At 70.2% G+C, this 18,595-nt stretch carries 12 protein-coding genes; 7 read left to right on the forward strand and 5 right to left on the reverse strand.

Features of this window, described 5'->3' with window-relative positions:
- Positions 1-22 precede the first annotated feature (22 nt).
- The 3 genes from QFZ82_RS31110 to QFZ82_RS31120 are packed head-to-tail and all read left to right on the forward strand — an operon-like array spanning position 23 to position 3,605.
- Positions 23-1,054, forward strand: coding sequence for a sugar ABC transporter substrate-binding protein (locus QFZ82_RS31110; protein ID WP_307716300.1), 1,032 nt, complete (start codon positions 23-25; stop codon positions 1,052-1,054).
- 2 nt (positions 1,055-1,056) lie between these two features.
- Positions 1,057-2,571 carry a sugar ABC transporter ATP-binding protein gene (locus QFZ82_RS31115; protein ID WP_307716301.1) on the forward strand — a complete coding sequence of 505 codons (1,515 nt, stop codon included), beginning with the start codon at positions 1,057-1,059 and terminating at the stop codon, positions 2,569-2,571.
- Complete coding sequence (locus QFZ82_RS31120; protein WP_307716302.1) at positions 2,568-3,605, forward strand: ABC transporter permease; 1,038 nt, start codon at positions 2,568-2,570, stop codon at positions 3,603-3,605. The genes QFZ82_RS31115 and QFZ82_RS31120 overlap by 4 nt, the downstream gene beginning before the upstream one ends.
- 985 nt (positions 3,606-4,590) lie before the next feature.
- Here the strand turns inward: QFZ82_RS31120 and QFZ82_RS31125 are convergent.
- Positions 4,591-5,262, reverse strand: coding sequence for a FadR/GntR family transcriptional regulator (locus tag QFZ82_RS31125; RefSeq protein ID WP_307716303.1), 672 nt, complete (start codon positions 5,260-5,262; stop codon positions 4,591-4,593).
- Positions 5,263-5,425: 163 nt separating this feature from the next.
- Here QFZ82_RS31125 and QFZ82_RS31130 point away from each other — a divergent pair, with 163 nt between their 5' ends.
- Positions 5,426-6,796 (forward strand): MFS transporter, encoded by a 1,371-nt coding sequence (locus tag QFZ82_RS31130; protein ID WP_307716304.1) that lies wholly within the window; start codon positions 5,426-5,428, stop codon positions 6,794-6,796.
- 48 nt (positions 6,797-6,844) lie between these two features.
- Here QFZ82_RS31130 and QFZ82_RS31135 read toward each other — a convergent pair whose 3' ends face one another.
- The 4 genes from QFZ82_RS31135 to QFZ82_RS31150 all read right to left on the reverse strand — a co-directional run bounded on the left by QFZ82_RS31135 (position 6,845) and on the right by QFZ82_RS31150 (position 11,855).
- Positions 6,845-8,470, reverse strand: a complete 1,626-nt coding sequence (locus QFZ82_RS31135) for a glycerol-3-phosphate dehydrogenase/oxidase (RefSeq protein ID WP_307717901.1) — start codon at positions 8,468-8,470, stop codon at positions 6,845-6,847.
- A gap of 12 nt (positions 8,471-8,482) precedes the next feature.
- On the reverse strand, positions 8,483-10,009 hold the full coding sequence (glpK, locus tag QFZ82_RS31140) for a glycerol kinase GlpK (RefSeq protein WP_307716305.1): 1,527 nt from the start codon (positions 10,007-10,009) through the stop codon (positions 8,483-8,485).
- Positions 10,010-10,062: 53 nt separating this feature from the next.
- The gene (locus tag QFZ82_RS31145; protein WP_307716306.1) at positions 10,063-10,854 is read right to left on the reverse strand and encodes an MIP/aquaporin family protein; all 792 of its coding nucleotides are present in this window, start codon (positions 10,852-10,854) and stop codon (positions 10,063-10,065) included.
- A 233-nt stretch (positions 10,855-11,087) separates the two neighbouring features.
- Positions 11,088-11,855 carry an IclR family transcriptional regulator gene (locus tag QFZ82_RS31150; RefSeq protein WP_307716307.1) on the reverse strand — a complete coding sequence of 256 codons (768 nt, stop codon included), beginning with the start codon at positions 11,853-11,855 and terminating at the stop codon, positions 11,088-11,090.
- 261 nt (positions 11,856-12,116) lie between these two features.
- On the opposite strand from QFZ82_RS31150, the gene metH reads away from it, so the two are divergent.
- From metH to QFZ82_RS31165, 3 genes are all read left to right on the forward strand, one after another.
- A complete protein-coding gene (gene metH, locus QFZ82_RS31155) occupies positions 12,117-15,632 on the forward strand; it encodes a methionine synthase (RefSeq protein ID WP_307716308.1) in 3,516 nt (1,171 codons plus the stop codon).
- Positions 15,633-15,740: 108 nt separating this feature from the next.
- The gene (locus QFZ82_RS31160; RefSeq protein WP_307716309.1) at positions 15,741-16,442 is read left to right on the forward strand and encodes an HAD family phosphatase; all 702 of its coding nucleotides are present in this window, start codon (positions 15,741-15,743) and stop codon (positions 16,440-16,442) included.
- Between the two features lie 506 nt (positions 16,443-16,948).
- A complete protein-coding gene (locus QFZ82_RS31165) occupies positions 16,949-18,550 on the forward strand; it encodes an ABC transporter substrate-binding protein (protein ID WP_307716310.1) in 1,602 nt (533 codons plus the stop codon).
- Positions 18,551-18,595 lie beyond the last annotated feature (45 nt).

The raw sequence follows: 18,595 nt of genomic DNA on the forward strand, positions 1-18,595 counted from the left end.
ACACCCAACGAAGGACGGGACCATGAGAGTGCGTACGACGAGTGCCGCGGCCTGCGCCGTGCTTCTGGCCGTCACGGCCCTGGCCGGCTGCAACCGGGGCACGGACAGCGCATCCGGCGCCGGCAAGGTGGGCATCGACCTGCCGCGCAGCGACAGCGACTTCTGGAACTCCTACCAGAGCTACATCGAGAAGGGCGTCAAGGGCGGGGAGGTCGACGCGCTGTCCCTGACCAACTCCCAGAACGACATCGGAAAGCTCGTCTCCAACGTGCAGGTCTTCACCGACCAGGGAGCCAAGGCCGTCGTCATGGCCCCGCAGGACACCGGCGCGATAGCCGAGACCCTGGACACGCTGGAGGAGAAGAAGATCCCGGTCGTCAGCGTCGACACCCGCCCCGACAAGGGCAGCGTCTACATGGTGGTGCGCGCGGACAACCGGGCGTACGGCGAGAAGGCCTGCGAGTACCTCGGCGACCAGCTGAAGGGGAAGGGCAAGGTCGTCGAGTTCCAGGGCGACCTGTCCTCGATCAACGGCCGCGACCGCTCCGAGGCGTTCAAGTCCTGCATGGACAAGAACTACCCCGGCATCCGGGTCTTCGAGCTCGCCACCGAGTGGAAGGGCGACGTGGCCTCGGCCAAGCTCCAGTCCACCCTCGCCGCCCACCCCGACATCAACGGCATCTACATGCAGGCCGGCGGCGTCTTCCTGCAGCCGACCCTCGCCCTGCTGGAGCAGAAGAAGCTCCTCAAGGCGCCGGGGCAGCCGGGCCACATCACGATCATCTCCAACGACGGCATCCCCGAGGAGCTGGACGCCATCCGTGCCGGGAAGATCGACGCGACGGTCTCGCAGCCGGCCGACCTGTACGCCAAGTACGCGCTGTACTACGCCAAGGCGGCGCTCGAAGGGAAGACGTTCAAGGAAGGTCCCACCGACCACGACTCCGTGATCGTCAAGCTCCCGAACGGCTTCGAGGACCAGCTCCCCGCACCGCTGGTGACCAGGGAGAACGTGGACAACCCCGAACTGTGGGCCAACCAGCTGGAGAAGTGACCATGCGAACGGCGCCCGCAGCAGCGGCAGTTCACGCGCAAGGCATCGTCAAACGCTTCGGCCCCACCGTCGCGCTCGACGGCGTCCGCCTCACCGTGGCCCCCGGCGAGTCCCACGCGCTCGTCGGGCGCAACGGCGCGGGCAAGTCGACGCTCGTCAGCGTCCTTACGGGCCTGCACCGGCCGGACGCGGGCACGGTGACCTTCGACGGCGAACCCGCGCCCCCCTTCGGCGACACGGCGGCGTGGCAGTCCAAGGTCGCCTGCGTCTACCAGAAGTCGATGGTCGTCCCGGACCTGACCGTCGCCGAGAACCTGTTCCTGAACCGGTTCGAGGAAGGCAGCCGCTTCATCGGCTGGCGGCGGCTGCGGCAGCGCGCGTCCGAACTGCTGGGCGCGTACGGGGTGGACGTCGATCCCGGGGCGCGGGCGAAGGACATCGGCGTCGAGCAGCGGCAGTTCGTCGAGATCGCCCGGGCCCTCTCCTTCGGCGCCCGGCTGATCATCCTCGACGAACCCACCGCCCAGCTCGACGCCGCGGGCATCCAGCGCCTGTTCGGCAAGCTGCGGGAGCTGCAGGACCAGGGCGTCGCCTTCCTGTTCATCTCGCACCACCTTCAGGAGGTCTACGACCTGTGCGCCACTGTCACCGTCTACCGTGACGCCCGCCATGTCGTCACGGCGCCCGTCGCCGACCTGCCCAAGGCGGACCTGGTCTCGGCGATGACCGGCGACGCCACGAGCAGCGCCTCCGCCTGGCACGCGCCCGTCGGCGCGCTGCGCGAGGCCGAGACGGTGCTGCGCACGGAAGGGCTCGGCCTGGAGGGTGCGTTCGAACCCGTCGACATCGAGGTGCGGGCGGGTGAGGTGCTCGGCATCGCGGGCGCCGCCGCCAGCGGCAACACCGCGCTCGGGGAGACGCTGGCCGGGCTGCGCAAGGCGACCACGGGCCGTCTCACCGTACGCGGCAGGCCGGTGAGAACCGGCAGCGTGCCGCACGCCCTGGACGCCGGGATCGGCTACATCCCCGAGGACCGGCACATCCAGGGCCTGGTGCCCGGGCGCAGCGTCGCCGAGAACGCCACGCTCACCGTGACCGACCAGCTCGGCCCCTGGGGGACCGTCCTGCCCTCGCGGACCCGGGAGTTCGCCGACGCCATGATCAGCGCGCTGGACATCAAGACGCAGGGACCCTCGCAACCGGTGTCCGGGCTGTCCGGCGGCAACCAGCAGAAGGTCGTCGTCGCCCGTGCGCTGGCCCGAGATCCCAGCGCGCTCGTGGCGGTGCGCCCCACCGCGGGCGTCGACGTGAAGTCCAAGGACGCGCTTCTCGGCGTCGTACGGAAGGTGGCCGACGAAGGGCGCGCGGCCGTGATCATCTCGGACGAGCTGGACGACCTGCGGGTGTGCGACCGGGTGCTCGCGCTGTTCCACGGGCGGGTCGTGGCGACGTTCGGCAGCGGGTGGACGGACGGAGAGCTGGTGGCGGCGATGGAAGGCGTGGGAGAGCAGCGATGACAGGGACGATACGGCCGCTGACAGGCGACGAGCCGGCCACCGCAGCCGGCGGCGGCGCACGAGGGACACTGCGGCTGATCCGCTGGAGCGACTTCTCGCTCGTGCCGGTGATCCTGGTGCTGATGGTGATCGGTTTCATCGTCTCGCCGGTGTTCCTGACCGCCGGCAACCTCATCAGCGTGGTCCAGCAGTCCTCGGAGCTGAGCCTGCTCGTGCTGGGCCAGGCGCTCATCCTGATCTGCGGACGGATGGACCTGTCGCTGGAGTCGACGATCGGGATCGCGCCCGTCGTCGCGATGTGGCTCGTCCTGCCGGTCGGGGGCGGCCGGTTCGCGGGCCTCGAACTGCTGCCGGTCTGGACGGCCATCCCCGTCTGCCTGCTGGTCGGGACGGCGATCGGCGTGGCCAACGGCTTCCTGATGCTGAAGCTGCGGGTGAACGGCTTCATCGCGACGCTCGGGATGCTGACGATGCTGCGTGGCCTGCACATCGGCATCACCGAGGGCAAGTCGATCACGGACGTGCCGGAGTCGTTCCGCTACCTCGGCAAGACGGACTGGTTCGGTGCGCCGGCCGCGGTGTGGATCTGCCTGGTGCTTTTCGCGGCGGGCGGGGCGGCACTGGCGTACCTGCGCCACGGGCGCGCGCTGTACGCGATCGGCGGCAACCCGGAGGCGGCACGGGCGGCGGGCATCCGCGTGGACCGCATCACCTGGATCGTGCTGGCGGTCGGCGGCCTGCTGGCGGCGTTCGCCGGTGTGCTGTACACGGGCCACTACGGCTCGGTGGCGGCGACACAGGGCAACGGCTGGATCTTCCAGGTCTTCGCGGCGGCGGTGATCGGCGGGATCAGCCTGAAGGGCGGGCGGGGGACGCTGTTCGGGGCGCTGACGGGTGTGCTGACGCTGCAGCTGGTGGTGAACGTGATGACGCTGGGCGGGGTGCCGGCGCTGTGGAACCAGTTCCTGAACGGAGCGATCATCATCGTGGCCCTGGTGATCTCCCGCTTCGCGAGCGGCGAACGCCAGGACTGACGTCGGTAACCGGGGGCTCCGCCCCCGGACCCCCGCGCCTCAACCGCCGGCGGGGCTGGATGTGCGCGGCATACTCGTCGGGCTCCGCCCCGGACTCCGCGCCGGGCACGGACGGGGACTGCCTGTGCCAGTCGCCCTGTCGGGGCTCGGCCCCCGTCCCGTCTCGGGCCTCGCCCCGAGCTCCGCGGCCTGGGACGCCGACGGGGGCGCCCCGTCGGATCTCGGCCCCCGCCTCCGTCGTGGCTCCCCCGAGCCCCGCGGCCTGGGACGCGCGCGTGGCTGCCTGTGCCTGGCCCTCCATCGGGGCTCGGGCCGGCCTCCGTCCCGAGCTCGGGCCGGACGCGGACGGGCTGGATGTGCCGGGGGTACTCGTCGGGTTCCAGCCCCGCCCCCGGGCCTCGGACGCGTGTGTGGCTGCCTGTGCCTGGCCCCCCATCGGGGCTCGGCCCGGCCTCCGTCCCGAGCTCCGCCCCCAGCTCGGGCCGGACGCGGACGGGCTGGATGTGCCGGGGGTACTCGTCGGGTTCCAGCCCCGCCCCCAGGCCTCGGACGCGGGCGGGGCTGTCTGGTGCCCGGCGCCCCATCGGGCTCCGCGCCGGGCGCGGGCGGGGCTGTGTGCGCCTGGGGTAGTCGTCGGGTTCCAGCCCCGGGTTCCGCGTGTGAGACGCGGACAGGGCTGTCCGTGCCGGGAGTGCTCGTCGGGTTCCAGCCCCTTGAACGCCGGCGGCGTTGCCTGTGCCCGGCGCCCCGTCGAGGTCCCGAGGTCCGGGACGGGAAGTGTCCGCCGACGGCTGGGCTGCCGCGCAGCGGCGATCCCAGCCCGTCCGGGGGCGCCTCCCCACGGCCGCCATGCCGTAGGGAGTTCCAGGACACCGCGCGAAGCGCGGTACGGGCCGGGGCGGAGCCCCGAGCGCCCGCGCCCGCCAGGGCGCAGGGCCACGGGGGCCGGGGCGGAGCCCCGGTTCGGGAAGGGGGTGGGGAACCGTCACAAAGTCGACCGCAGCCACTGCTCCACGCTCGCCACATGCACCGTCGCCCACGACCGCGCCGCCTCCGCGTCGCGGTCCCGCAGGGCCGCCAGGATCGCGCGGTGTTCGTGGAGCGTGCGGCTCACCGCGTCCTCCTGGGTCAGGCCGCGCCAGATGCGCGCCCGGGTCGTCGGGCCGGAGAGGCCGTCGAGCAGGGAGCACAGCACCGAGTTCCCCGAGGACTGCACGATGCCGCGGTGGAACTCCAGGTCCGCCGCGACCAGTTCCTCCACCGACGGCTGTGCCCCCAGCGCATCCAACTGCTCGCCCAGCGCCGCCAGTTCGGACTCGCTGATCCGCGTCGCCGCCATCGCCGTGGCCGCCGGTTCCAGGATCCTGCGTACCGCCAGGAACTCCAGCACCGTGTCGTCCCGGTGGAAGTCGACGACGAAGCTCAGCGCCTCCAGGAGCAACTGCGGGTCCAGGCTCGTCACATACGTGCCGTCGCCCTGCCGCACATCGAGGATGCGGATCAGGGACAGCGCCCGCACCGCCTCCCGCAGCGAGTTCCGCGACAGGCCCAGCTCCGCGGCCAGTTCGCTCTCCTTGGGGAGCCGGTCGCCCGGGCGCAGTGCGCCGGAGACGATCATCCCCTTGATCTTCTCGATGGCCTCGTCGGTGACAGCCACGGGCGACCTCCATACATCCGATGTATCGATGATTATGCCGCCTGCGGCCGCCCACGGTCACGGCCTTCCCTCGCGTACGCCACGTCCCCGGGGACGTGGCGTAAGTTGACGCAGTCTGCTGTCTGCCCGTTTCCGCAGATCCCCGTCCGCGGGAGGAACCCTCATGACGACTGTGGCCAACCCGCCTGTCCATTACTCGATAGCCGCGCGACTCGAGCGGCTTCCTCACTCCCGCTGGCACGTCAAGGTCCGTTTCCTGATCGGTGCCGTCACCTTCTTCGAGGCGTTCGACCAGCTGCTGGCCGCCTCCGCGCTCCCCGTCCTGCGGAAGGAGTGGAACCTGACGACGGCAGGGGCCACCCTCGCCCTGACGGCGGCGTCGATCGGCATGCTCTTCGGCGCTCTCGCGGCCGGCTGGCTCGGCGACCGCATCGGCCGCGTGCGCACGGTCGCCCTCGGCGTCGCCGTGACGGGCCTCGCCTCGCTCGCCGTGGCGCTCTCCGACGGGATCGAGGCATTCTCCCTCTTCCGCCTGATCCAGGGCATCGGTATCGGCGGCGTCGTCCCCGTCGCCGCCACCTACATCAACGAGATCGCACGCTCCGACAACCGCGGCCGCCTGGTACTCCTCTACGAGATGATCTTCCCGGCCGGCCTGGCGGCGGCCAGCCTCGTCGCCGTGTGGGTGGTCCCCACCCTCGGCTGGCGGGCGATGTTCGTCATCGGCGCCGTACCCGTCCTGTTCGCCGCCCTGCTCCCGCGCCACGTGGCCGAGTCCCCGCGCTGGCTGCTGGCCCGCGGCCGTACGCAGGAGGCCGAGCAGGTCATCGCGCGCATCGAGGCGGAGGTCGCCGAGGCCACGCGGGGGCCACTGCCCGCCCCGGCGCCGTCCGTACGGTCGGAGGAGGACACGTCGCGGGGCCGGCTGCGGGAACTGTTCTCGGGCCGCTACCTGCGCCGTACGGCGGTCGTCTCCGCGCTCTGGTTCGTCGCCTACTACGTCAACCACGGCATCTCCACCTGGCTGCCGTCCCTCTACACCAAGAACTTCGGCCTCGACCTGAGCACCGCGCTCGGCTACACCCTGCTCGGCAACGTCACCGGACTGCTCGGCACGCTCGTCGTCGCGCTGGTGATCGACCGGGTGGGCCGCAGACCCGCCCTCGTGACCGCACTCGGCGGCACCGCGGTCACCCTCGGCATGCTGGCTCTGGCCGGTGCGACCTCCGGCCTCCAGGTCGCTCTCCTCGCCTCCGGCACGACCTTCTTCCTCTACACGGTCAACTCCGGGCTCTACCTGTACTCGCCCGAGCTCTACCCGACCCGCAACCGTGCCAAGGGCGCCGCGTTCGGCGGCCTGTGCAACCGGCTCGGCGTCATCCTCGGGCCGGTCGCCCTGGGCGCGATCCTCGGCGCGGGCGGCAGCCTGGCCATGGTGTTCGCGCAGTTCGCGGCGGTGGCGGCGGTGGGCGCCGTCGTCGCCCTGCTCGCCGTCGAGACGAAGGGCAGGACGCTGGAGGAGCTCAACGCATGACGAGAGGGGCGGCACACCCGCGGTGTGCCGCCCCTCTCGTACCGGTTCCTACTTCTTGCCGAGCAGGTCCTCGACCTTTCCGCGGATCTCGTCCGTCGCGAGACCCCGGATCGTCAGGGTCGTACGGCGGCGCAGCACGTCGTCCGCCGTCTCGGCCCACTCGTGGTCACGCGCGTACACGACCTGCGCCCAGATCTCCGGCGCGTCGGGGTGGACGCGCTCGGCCAGCGCCGGGTCCTCGCTCGCCAGACGGGCTATGTCGAAGGACAGGGAGCCGTAGTGGGTCGCGAGGTGGCGGGCGGTGTCGGCCGCCATGCGCGGGCCCGGCGTGCCGCCGTCGACGAGCAGGCGGTGCGCGACCGCGTTCGGGTTGGCGATGCCCGGCAGCGGCAGCTTCTTCGGCAGCTGGGCGATCGGCTCCATGTCCTCCGCGAGCGGCCGGCCCGGGAGCGTCGCCAGCTTGTGCATCACCGTGCGGCCGATGTGGCGGAAGGTCGTCCACTTGCCGCCGGCCACCGACAGCATGCCGCCGCGGCCCTCGGTGACGACGGTCTCCCGCTTGGCCTTGGACGTGTCGCCGGGGCCGCCGGGCAGGACGCGCAGACCCGCGAAGGAGTACGTGATCAGATCGCGCGACAGCTGCTGGTCGCGGATCGAGAACGCGGCCTCGTCCAGGATCTGCGTGATGTCCTTCTCGTTGACCGCGACGTCCCCCGGGTCGCCCTCGTACTCCTCGTCCGTCGTACCGAGCAGCAGCATGTCCTCCCAGGGCAGGGCGAACGTGATGCGGTACTTGTCGATCGGGGTCGCGAGCGCCGCCTTCCAGGGAGAGGTGCGCTTGAGGACGAGGTGCGCGCCCTTCGACAGGCGGATGGAGGGGGCCGCCTCCGGGTCCTCCATGCGGCGCAGGTGGTCCACCCACGGACCGGTGGCGTTGAGCACGAGGCGGGCGTCGACACCGAACTCGGTGCCGTCGGTGCGGTCCTTGAGCTCGGCGCCGGTGACCCGGCCGCGGGTGAAGCGCAGGCCGGTGACCTCGGCGTGGTTGAGGACGGTCGCACCGGCCTCGACGGTCGCGCGGACGGTCATCAGGGCCATGCGCGCGTCGTTCATCTGGTCGTCGCCGTAGACCGCGACGGCCTTCAGGTTGTCGGTGCGCAGCTCGGGTACGTCGGCCGCGGCCTTCGCCGGGCTGAGCAGGTGACCGACGCCGTCGCCGAAGGCGGAGAGCGCGGAGTAGGCGAACACGCCCGCGCCGAGCTTCGCCGCACCGTGCGGGCCGCCCTTGTAGACCGGCAGGTAGAACGTGAGCGGGTTGGCCAGGTGCGGCGCCACCTGGCGGGAGACGGCACGCCGCTCGAAGTGGTTCTCCGCGACCAGCTTCACCGCGCCGGTCTGCAGGTAGCGCAGACCGCCGTGGAGGAGCTTGGAGGAGGCGGAGGAGGTGGCGCCGGCGAAGTCGCCGGCGTCCACCAGGGCCACCCGCAGCCCGGACTGCGCGGCATGCCAGGCGGTGGAGATGCCCAGGATGCCGCCGCCGATCACCAGGAGGTCGTACGTCGCCGTGGAGAGCTGCTCCCGGGTCTCGGCGCGGCTCGCTGCCTTGAAGGAGGACACCGTCGAGCCGGAGGCCGGGCGCGTCCCGTGGTCGGGGACGCTCTGCAGGGTGGTCATCATTGCTCCTCGTCAGTTTTCCTCGTCGAGCCAGCCCATGGTCCGCTCCACGGCCTTGAGCCAGTTCTTGTACTCGGCATCACGCTTGTCAGCGTCCATGCGCGGGGTCCACTCGGCGGCCCGGCGCCAGTTGGCGCGCAGCGCGTCGGTGTCCGGCCAGAAGCCGACGGCCAGGCCGGCGGCGTAGGCAGCGCCGAGGCAGGTGGTCTCGGCGACCATCGGACGCACGACCGGCGCGTCCAGGAAGTCCGAGAGCGTCTGCATCAGCAGGTTGTTGGAGGTCATGCCGCCGTCGACCTTGAGCGCGGTCAGCTCGACGCCGGAGTCCTTCGTCATGGCGTCGGTGATCTCGCGGGTCTGCCAGGCGGTGGCCTCGAGAACGGCGCGCGCGATGTGCGCCTTGGTGACGTACCGGGTCAGTCCGGCGATCACACCGCGGGCGTCGGAGCGCCAGTACGGGGCGAAGAGGCCGGAGAAGGCCGGGACGAAGTAGGCGCCGCCGTTGTCCTCGACCGAGGAGGCGAGGGTCTCGATCTCGGCGGCCGAGTTGATCAGGCCCATCTGGTCGCGCATCCACTGCACCAGCGAACCGGTGACGGCGATCGAGCCCTCCAGGGCGTAGACCGCCTTCTGGTCGCCGATGCGGTAGCCGACGGTGGTCAGCAGGCCGTTGTAGGAGTTGACGGGCTCGTCACCGGTGTTCATCAGCATGAAGGTGCCGGTGCCGTACGTGGACTTGGCCTCGCCCTTCGAGTAGCAGGTCTGGCCGAACAGGGCCGCCTGCTGGTCGCCGAGCGCGGAGGCCACCGGGATGCCGTCCAGCGCGCCGCCCTTGGCCAGCCCGTACACCTCGGCGGAGGAACGGATCTCCGGCAGGATCGCCGCGGGCACCTCCATGGACTGGAGGATCTTGTCGTCCCACTCCATGGTGTGCAGGTTCATCAGCATGGTGCGGGAGGCGTTGGTGACGTCGGTGACGTGGACGCCGCCGTCGACTCCACCGGTCAGGTTCCAGATGACCCAGGAGTCCATGGTGCCGAAGAGGATCTCGCCGCGCTCGGCGCGCTCACGCAGGCCCTCGACGTTGTCGAGCAGCCAGCGCGCCTTGGGGCCGGCGAAGTACGAGGCGAGCGGCAGGCCCGTCTCACGGCGGAAGCGGTCCTGGCCCACATTGCGGCCGAGCTCCTTGCAGAGCGCGTCGGTGCGGGTGTCCTGCCAGACGATGGCGTTGTGGACGGGCTCACCGGTGTTCTTGTCCCACAGCAGCGTCGTCTCGCGCTGGTTGGTGATACCGATGGCCTTGACGTCCGCGGAGGTGATGCCGGCCTTCCCGATGGCGCCCGCCACGACCTCCTGGACGTTCGTCCAGATCTCGGCGGCGTCGTGCTCGACCCAGCCCGGCTTCGGGAAGATCTGCTCGTGCTCCTTCTGGTCGACGGAGACGATCCGGCCGTCCTTGTCGAAGACGATGCAGCGGCTGGAGGTGGTGCCCTGGTCGATGGCCGCGATGAACGGCCCGGTGGTGTGTGCGTCGGTCACGGGGTGCTCCTGCTCATGTCTGTCATGAATACGGCTCGTGCTGCTGATACGGCTCAGGCGAACGCGATGTTGTAGATACCCGCACCGACGGCCGCACCGATCAGCGGACCGACGACGGGGATCCAGGCGTAGCTCCAGTCGGAGCCGCCCTTGTTCGGCAGCGGGAGCAGCGCGTGCACGATGCGCGGACCCAGGTCGCGGGCGGGGTTGATGGCGTAGCCGGTGGGGCCGCCGAGGGAGAGACCGATGCCGACGACGACGAGGGCGACCATCAGTCCGCCGAGCGGGCCGAGGCCCTTGCCGCTGTCGTTCAGACCCTGCGTGAGCACCGCGAGGACCAGCACTGCCGTGCCGATGATCTCGGTGGCGAGGTTCTGCCAGACATTGCGGATCTCCGGGCCGGTGGAGAAGACGCCGAGCACCGGGCCGGCCTTGCCGCTGCCCTCCTCGTGCGGGCCCTCGATCGCCTTGTCGGCCGGGTCGCCCACGATCTCGGGGTCGGTGAGATGGGCGTGGAACTGTCCGTAGTAGGCGATCCAGACCAGCGCCGCGCCGATCATGGCGCCGAGCAGCTGGCCGGCGAGGTAGACGGGGACGGTGCCCCAGTCGTTGTCCTTGATCGCGATGCCGACGGTGACGGCCGGGTTGAGGTGGGCCCCCGAAAGGGCTCCCGTCATGTAGACCGCGGTCAGGACCGCGAAGCCCCACCCGAAGGTGATGGCCAGCCAGCCGGCGTTCTGCGCCTTCGAGCGCTTGAGTACGACAGCGGCGACGACGCCGCCGCCGAGCAGGATGAGAACGGCGGTACCGATGATCTCGCCGATGAAGATGTCGGAGTTGGACACCCGCGACTCCTTTGTCCTTCGTCCAGGGGAAGGCGAACCCCGGGTCCCTCCGGTGGTCCGCGCCCTCAGCAGAGGGCGTTCTCCCGGTCTGGCGTTGCCACACTCTAGCGCGTATTGCCGTTAGCTGTTCGACATTGCCGACCGGTGAACGGCAGTTTTGCCCCCTGGTAAACACGACGTCAAGGGTTGTGTCCGGCGAAAACCGGATCGTTACCGATGATGCGCCAAGGCGATCAGAACCGCCCGGCGCCGAGGTCCCTCGATACGGCCCGCGCGCAGTCGCGCACCGCCGCCACCAGCTCGGACCGCAGCTCCCTGGTGCCGTCGCAGACGCGCTCCACGGCGCCCGTGATGGCCACGGCGCCCACGGGCATGCGCCGCCGGTCGTGGATGGGGGCGGCGACAGCCGCCACGCCCTCCCACGTCTCCTCCACGTCGGCCGCCCAGCCGCGCGCCCTGGTGTGGTCCAGCACGGTCTCGAACTCGTCGAGCCCGGTCACCGTCCGCGGGGTGAACGCCTTGCGGTCGACCTCGAGCGCCTCGCTGTGCGCCACGGGGTCGTACGCCGCCAGCACCTTGCCCAGGGCCGTGGAGTGCAGCGGCTGCATGGCCCCCACCTCGAGGACCTGCCGGCTGTCGTCCGGCCGGAAGACGTGGTGGACGATGAGCACGCCGTGCTGGTGCAGGACGCCGAGATGCACGCTCTCGCCGCTGGAGCGCGCGAGGTCGTCGGTCCACACGAGGGCGCGGGCCCGCAGCTCGTGCACGTCCAGATAGCTGTTGCCGAGCCGCAGGAGCTCGGCCCCCAGCTGGTAGCGGCCGGACGCGGTGTCCTGTTCGACGAACCCCTCGGCCTGGAGGGTGCGCAGAATGCCATGGGCCGTACCCTTGGCCAGTTCCAGTGAGGAGGCGATGTCCGACAGTCCCAGCCGACGTTCTCCGCCGGCGAGCAGCCGCAGCATCGCGGCCGCACGCTCCAGGGACTGAATGTTCTTCGCCATCGGATCGGCCCTTCTCACTGCGGTTCGACGATCTTGGTAGTGGTTCGACAATGCTGAACACTATCGGCCCATGCCGACCTTGGTCATCGCGGAGTGAGTATCCCCCGGTCGAGCTACCCACGGAAACCCCGCACGGCACCGTTCCGTCCGCCTCGTGGGACACCTCCCCGCAGGAAGGAGGCGCACGGCTACTCTGGCTGCGTGCGCCTTCCACCGGAAGACGCAAAGCCGACAGCCGTCGCATCCCAGGGAGCACATTCCATGGCCTCGTCGCCGACCCCTTCCGCTGACAGCCGGACTCGAATCGACGCACTGCGCGAAGCGCTCGCCACCCGGGTGGTGGTGGCCGACGGCGCGATGGGCACGATGCTCCAGGCCCAGGACCCCAGTCTCGAGGACTTCGAGAACCTCGAGGGCTGCAACGAGGTCCTGAACGTCACGCGCCCCGACATCGTCCGTTCCGTCCACGAGGCCTACTTCGAGGTCGGCGTCGACTGTGTCGAGACGAACACGTTCGGCGCGAACCTCGCGGCGCTCGGCGAGTACGACATCCCCGAGCGCGTCTTCGAACTGTCCGAGGCAGGCGCCCGCCTCGCCCGCGAGGTCGCCGACGCATACACGGCCTCGACCGGGCAGCAGCGCTGGGTGCTGGGCTCCATGGGCCCGGGCACCAAGCTGCCGACGCTGGGCCACGCCCCGTACACGGCCCTGCGCGACGCCTATCAGCAGAACGCCGAGGGCATGATCGCCGGTGGCGCCGACGCGCTGCTCGTCGAGACGACCCAGGACCTGCTCCAGACGAAGGCCGCCATCCTCGGCGCGCGCCGCGCGCTGGACGCGACCGGCTCCAGCCTGCCCGTGATCTGCTCCGTGACGGTCGAGACGACCGGCACGATGCTGCTCGGCTCGGAGATCGGCGCGGCCCTGACCGCGCTGGAGCCGCTGGGCATCGACATGATCGGTCTGAACTGCGCCACCGGCCCGGCCGAGATGAGCGAGCACCTGCGGTATCTCGCCCGCCACTCCCGTGTCCCGCTGTCCTGCATGCCGAACGCCGGCCTCCCGGTCCTCGGCAAGGACGGCGCCCACTACCCGCTGACGGCGCCCGAGCTCGCCGACGCGCAGGAGACGTTCGTCCGCGAGTACGGCCTCTCGCTCGTCGGTGGCTGCTGCGGTACGACGCCGGAGCACCTGCGTCAGGTCGTCGAGCGGGTGCGCGGCATCCGGCCGGCGGTCCGCGAGCCGCGCCCGGAGCCGGGCGCCGCGTCGCTGTACCAGACGGTGCCGTTCCGGCAGGACACCGCCTACATGGCGATCGGTGAGCGGACGAACGCCAACGGCTCGAAGAAGTTCCGCGAGGCCATGCTGGAGGGCCGCTGGGACGACTGTGTGGAGATGGCCCGCGACCAGATCCGCGAGGGCGCCCACATGCTCGACCTGTGCGTCGACTACGTCGGCCGTGACGGCGTGGCGGACATGGAGGAGCTGGCCGGCCGGTTCGCCACCGCGTCGACGCTGCCGATCGTGCTGGACTCGACCGAGGTCGAGGTCATCCGCGCCGGCCTGGAGAAGCTGGGCGGCCGGGCCGTCATCAACTCGGTGAACTACGAGGACGGCGACGGGCCCGAGTCCCGCTTCGCGAAGGTCACGCGCCTGGCCCAGGAGCACGGTGCCGCGCTGATCGCGCTGACGATCGACGAGGAGGGCCAGGCCCGTAGCGTCGAGCACAAGGTGGCGGTCGCGGAGCGGCTCATCGACGACCTCACCGGCAACTGGGGCATCCACGAGTCGGACATCCTCATCGACACGCTGACGTTCACGATCTGTACGGGCCAGGAGGAGTCCCGCAAGGACGGCGTCAACACCATCGAGGCGATCCGGGAGCTGAAGAGGCGTCACCCGGACGTGCAGACCACCCTCGGTCTGTCGAACATCTCCTTCGGCCTCAACCCGGCCGCCCGCATCCTGCTCAACTCCGTCTTCCTCGACGAGTGCGTGAAGGCCGGCCTGGACTCGGCGATCGTCCACGCCTCCAAGATCCTGCCGATCGCGCGCTTCGACGAGGAGCAGGTCAGCACGGCGCTCGACCTGATCTACGACCGGCGCGCCGAGGGCTACGACCCGCTGCAGAAGCTGATGGCGCTGTTCGAGGGCGTCAACACCAAGTCGATGAAGGCCGGCAAGGCGGAGGAACTGCTCGCCCTGCCGCTGGAGGAGCGCCTCAAGCGGCGCATCATCGACGGCGAGAAGAACGGCCTCGAGGCCGACCTCGACGAGGCGCTGCGGGACCGGCCCGCCCTGGACATCGTCAACGACACGCTGCTCGACGGCATGAAGGTCGTCGGCGAGCTGTTCGGCTCGGGCCAGATGCAGCTGCCGTTCGTGCTCCAGTCGGCCGAGGTGATGAAGACCGCGGTCGCCTACCTGGAACCGCACATGGAGAAGACGGACGACGAGGGCAAGGGCACCATCGTCCTGGCCACCGTCCGCGGCGACGTGCACGACATCGGCAAGAACCTCGTCGACATCATCCTGTCCAACAACGGCTACAACGTGGTCAACCTGGGTATCAAGCAGCCCGTCGCCGCGATCCTGGACGCGGCGAAGGAGCACAAGGCCGACGTCATCGGCATGTCCGGCCTGCTCGTCAAGTCCACGGTGATCATGAAGGAGAACCTGGAGGAGCTCAACCAGCGCAAGCTGGCCGCCGACTACCCCGTCATCCTCGGCGGCGCCGCCCTCACCCGCGCCTACGTCGAGCAGGACCTCCACGAGATCTACGAGGGCGAGGTGCGTTACGCCCGTGACGCCTTCGAGGGCCTGCGCCTGATGGACGCCCTCATCGCGGTCAAGCGCGGTGTGCCCGGCGCCGTCCTGCCCGAGCTCAAGCAGCGCCGGGTGCGCGCCACCGCCTCCGCCGTGGTGGAGGAGGCGGCCCCGGCCGAGGGCGCGGTCCGCTCCGACGTGGCCACGGACAACCGGGTACCGGAGCCGCCGTTCTGGGGCACTCGCGTCGTCAAGGGCATCCCGCTCAAGGAGTACGCCTCCTGGCTCGACGAAGGCGCCCTCTTCAAGGGCCAGTGGGGGCTCAAGCAGTCCCGCACCGGTGACGGACCGTCGTACGAGGAGCTGGTGGAGAGCGAGGGCCGGCCCCGCCTGCGCGGCTGGCTGGACCAGCTGCACACGCAGAACATGCTGGAGGCGGCCGTCGTCTACGGCTACTTCCCCTGTGTGTCCAAGGGCGACGACCTGATCCTCCTGAACGAGGACGGCTCCGAGCGCACGCGCTTCTCCTTCCCGCGCCAGCGCCGTGGCCGCAGGCTGTGCCTCGCGGACTTTTTCCGTCCCGAGGAGTCCGGCGAGACCGATGTCGTCGGCCTCCAGGTGGTCACCGTCGGGTCCAGGATCGGTGAGGAGACCGCGAAGCTCTTCGAGGCCGACTCCTACCGCGACTACCTCGAACTGCACGGGCTGTCCGTCCAGCTTGCGGAGGCCCTCGCCGAGTACTGGCACGCGCGCGTCCGCGCCGAGCTCGGTTTCGGCGGCGAGGACCCCGCGGACGTCGAGGACATGTTCGCGCTCAAGTACCGCGGCGCCCGGTTCTCGCTGGGTTACGGCGCCTGCCCCGATCTGGAGGACCGCGCCAAGATCGCCGAGCTGCTGCAGCCCGAGCGGATCGGCGTGCAGCTGTCCGAGGAGTTCCAGCTCCATCCGGAGCAGTCCACGGACGCGATCGTGATTCACCACCCCGAGGCAAAGTATTTCAACGCACGCTGATCGGACGAGTCGTACACTGGTCGGTCCAGTGCAGGCCGGTCACCAGACCGTGCGGGAAAGCCGCAGGGTCAGGTGGCCGGCCTTCTCGTCCCTTCCGGAGGTGTGCCCATGACCAGCACGGTCCCCGCGTCCCTGACCCGTTCGGCCGATGGGGCGGCGCTCCAGGCCGTCTTCCTCGACATGGACGGCACCCTGGTCGACACCGAGGGCTTCTGGTGGGACGCGGAGGTGGAGGTCTTCGCGGATCTCGGGCACCAGCTGGACGAGACATGGCGGGACGTCGTCGTCGGCGGTCCCATGACCCGCAGCGCCGGCTACCTGATCGAGGCAACGGGTGCGGACATCAGCCTGGCCGAGCTGACCGTGCTGCTCAACGACAAGTTCGAGGACCGGATCGGACGCGGTGTGCCCCTGATGCCGGGAGCGGAGCGGCTGCTCGCCGAGCTGGCCGCGCACAACGTGCCCACGGCGCTGGTCTCCGCCTCCCACCGCCGCATCATCGACCGCGTCATGGCCTCCCTCGGCCCCCAGTACTTCGCCCTGTCCGTCGCGGGGGACGAGGTGCCGCGGACCAAGCCGCACCCCGACCCGTACCTGCTGGCCGCCCAGGGGCTGGGCGCCGACCCCTTGAGATGCGCGGTCGTCGAGGACACGGCGACCGGGGTGGCCGCCGCCGAAGCGGCCGGGTGCCGGGTCGTCGCGGTGCCGTCGGTGGCGCCGATCGCGCCCGCCGCGGGCCGAATCGTCGTTCAGTCGCTCGAAGAAGTCGATGTGCTTTTCCTGCGCACGCTGATCACCTCACCGCACTGATGCGTGTACTGTCCGTGTTTCTCGAATGCCCGGGAAACTCGGGGCGGCGGGTCACGCTTTTTCCGTGACTCTTGCGATGACTGTTCGATGATCGAGAGTGCGTTCCCCATGGTGACGTTCGTCACTGTGTGTGCCGTCTCAGTGGGCCGCGCCCGGCGCCCGATGCCCCGTTCGACCGGGATCGGGCGTCTTGGGCTGTCCGGTTTGCGGGAGGAGCGCATGAATCCTCCAGGCGCGAACCGCATCTGCCCAGGGGTTGATGATCACTCAGCGATTACGCCCCAACTCGGGTCCGGTCACGCTTTCCTGGCGCCGCCGACTAATCTCATCGCGAGAACTTCACCGCGTCGCCGTGGTGTCCCGCCGGCCACCAAGCCGTCGGAAACACAGGACCGATCGCTCTGTATCCCCGGCCCGATCGCGCCGCCCCGACCGGGTGGAAGCGGTGGAGTGACTTGCACACACGCTGTATCACAGTGCCGGATGGATAAGGGAGTACGTCCAGGATGAACCGTAAGACTTTGGTGCCGCTGGCCATGATCGGCCTGCTCGCGCCCGTGCTCGTCGCCTGCGGCAGCACGGACGGCGGGTCGGGCGGCGGTGACGCCATCGTCGTGGGCACCACGGACCAGTTCGCCGCCACCGCCGACTCTCCCGCGCCGCTCGACCCGGCCTACGCCTACGACACCGGCGCCTGGAACGTCCTGCGCCAGACCGTCCAGACGCTGATGCACCCGCCGCGCGGCGGTGGCGAGCCCGTCCCGGACGCCGCCGAGTCCTGCGTGTTCACGGACACCGCGAGCGAGAGCTACCGCTGCAAGCTGCGCAGCGGACTGAAGTTCGCCGACGGCACCCCGGTGACCGCGGAGGACGTCAAGTTCTCCATCCAGCGCGTGCTCGACATCGACGCCGACAACGGCACCGCCGCCCTCCTGTCGAACATCGACACCATCGAGACCAAGGGCGACGACGAGGTCATCTTCCATCTCTCCACGCCCGACGCCACCTTCCCGTACAAGCTCTCGACGCCGGTCGCCGCCATCGTCAGCCCCAAGCAGTACGACGGGAAGAAGCTCCGGGAGGGCTTCGAGGTCGAGGGCACCGGCCCGTACACCATGGAGAGCGAGACCGATGGGGACCGCGTCTCCAAGGTCGTCTTCACCAAGAACCCCAACTACAAGGGCGACATCAAGCTCCGCAACGACCGGGTCGAACTGCGGTCGTTCCCCGACGCCGAGGCCATGGGCAAGGCGCTCGAGTCCGGTGAGATCGACATGATGACCCGCGCGATGTCCCCCGAGCAGATCAAGGAACTCTCCACCGCACCCAAAGAGGGCATCACGCTCACCGAGGTCCCCGGCCTGGAGATCCGCTACCTCGCCTTCAACACGAACGACCCGTCGGTGAAGAACAAGGCCGTGCGTCAGGCGATGGCGGCCGTCATCGACCGCGGCCAGATCGCAGGCCAGGTGTACGGCTCCACCGCCGAGCCGCTCTACTCGCTCATCCCGTCGAGCATCGCCGCGCACACCAACTCGTTCTACAACAAGTACGGCGAGCCGAGCCGCAAGAAGGCCGCGGCCCTCCTGAACGACGCGGGCATCGACACCCCCGTCGAGCTGGAGCTGAACTACACCACCGACCACTACGGCGCGGGCACGGCCAAGGAGTTCGAGACGCTCCGCGACCAGCTGAACGCGACCGGACTCTTCGACGTGACCATCAAGGGCACCGAGTGGGCCAAGTTCCGCCCCGCCCAGAAGCGCGGCGACTACGCGGTCTACGGCCTCGGCTGGTTCCCCGACTTCCCGGACCCGGACAACTACACCGCCCCGTTCCTCGACAAGGGCAACTTCCTCAACTCTCCCTACGTGAGCGAAGAGGCGCGCAGCCTCATCCCGCAGTCGCGCCGCGAGGCCGACCGCACCGCGGCCTCCCCGGCCTTCAAGAAGATCCAGGAGATCGTCGCCAACGACGTGCCCGTGCTGCCGCTGTGGCAGGGCAAGCAGTACGTCGCCGCCCACGACGACATCACGGGTGTCGAATGGGCGCTCAACACCAGCTCCGACCTTCAGCTGTGGGAGCTGGCCCGGGGCAGCGGCGTCTGATACCGGCGCACCCGCAGACGCGAACGGCCGGTGTCCGTCGGTGGA

This window comes from Streptomyces sp. V4I23 (assembly GCF_030817975.1).
Classification (GTDB): Bacteria; Actinomycetota; Actinomycetes; order Streptomycetales; family Streptomycetaceae; genus Streptomyces.

Excerpts from the sequence above, each read along its gene's own strand:
- QFZ82_RS31150 (WP_307716307.1), bottom strand. The coding sequence starts at position 11,855 with ATGGCGAAGAACATTCAGTCCCTGGAGCGTGCGGCCGCGATGCTGCGG.
- QFZ82_RS31120 (WP_307716302.1), top strand. The coding sequence starts at position 2,568 with ATGACAGGGACGATACGGCCGCTGACAGGCGACGAGCCGGCCACCGCA.
- QFZ82_RS31130 (WP_307716304.1), top strand. The coding sequence starts at position 5,426 with ATGACGACTGTGGCCAACCCGCCTGTCCATTACTCGATAGCCGCGCGA.
- QFZ82_RS31110 (WP_307716300.1), top strand. The coding sequence starts at position 23 with ATGAGAGTGCGTACGACGAGTGCCGCGGCCTGCGCCGTGCTTCTGGCC.
- metH (WP_307716308.1), top strand. The coding sequence starts at position 12,117 with ATGGCCTCGTCGCCGACCCCTTCCGCTGACAGCCGGACTCGAATCGAC.
- QFZ82_RS31160 (WP_307716309.1), top strand. The coding sequence starts at position 15,741 with ATGACCAGCACGGTCCCCGCGTCCCTGACCCGTTCGGCCGATGGGGCG.
- QFZ82_RS31165 (WP_307716310.1), top strand. The coding sequence starts at position 16,949 with ATGAACCGTAAGACTTTGGTGCCGCTGGCCATGATCGGCCTGCTCGCG.
- QFZ82_RS31135 (WP_307717901.1), bottom strand. The coding sequence starts at position 8,470 with ATGACCACCCTGCAGAGCGTCCCCGACCACGGGACGCGCCCGGCCTCC.
- QFZ82_RS31115 (WP_307716301.1), top strand. The coding sequence starts at position 1,057 with ATGCGAACGGCGCCCGCAGCAGCGGCAGTTCACGCGCAAGGCATCGTC.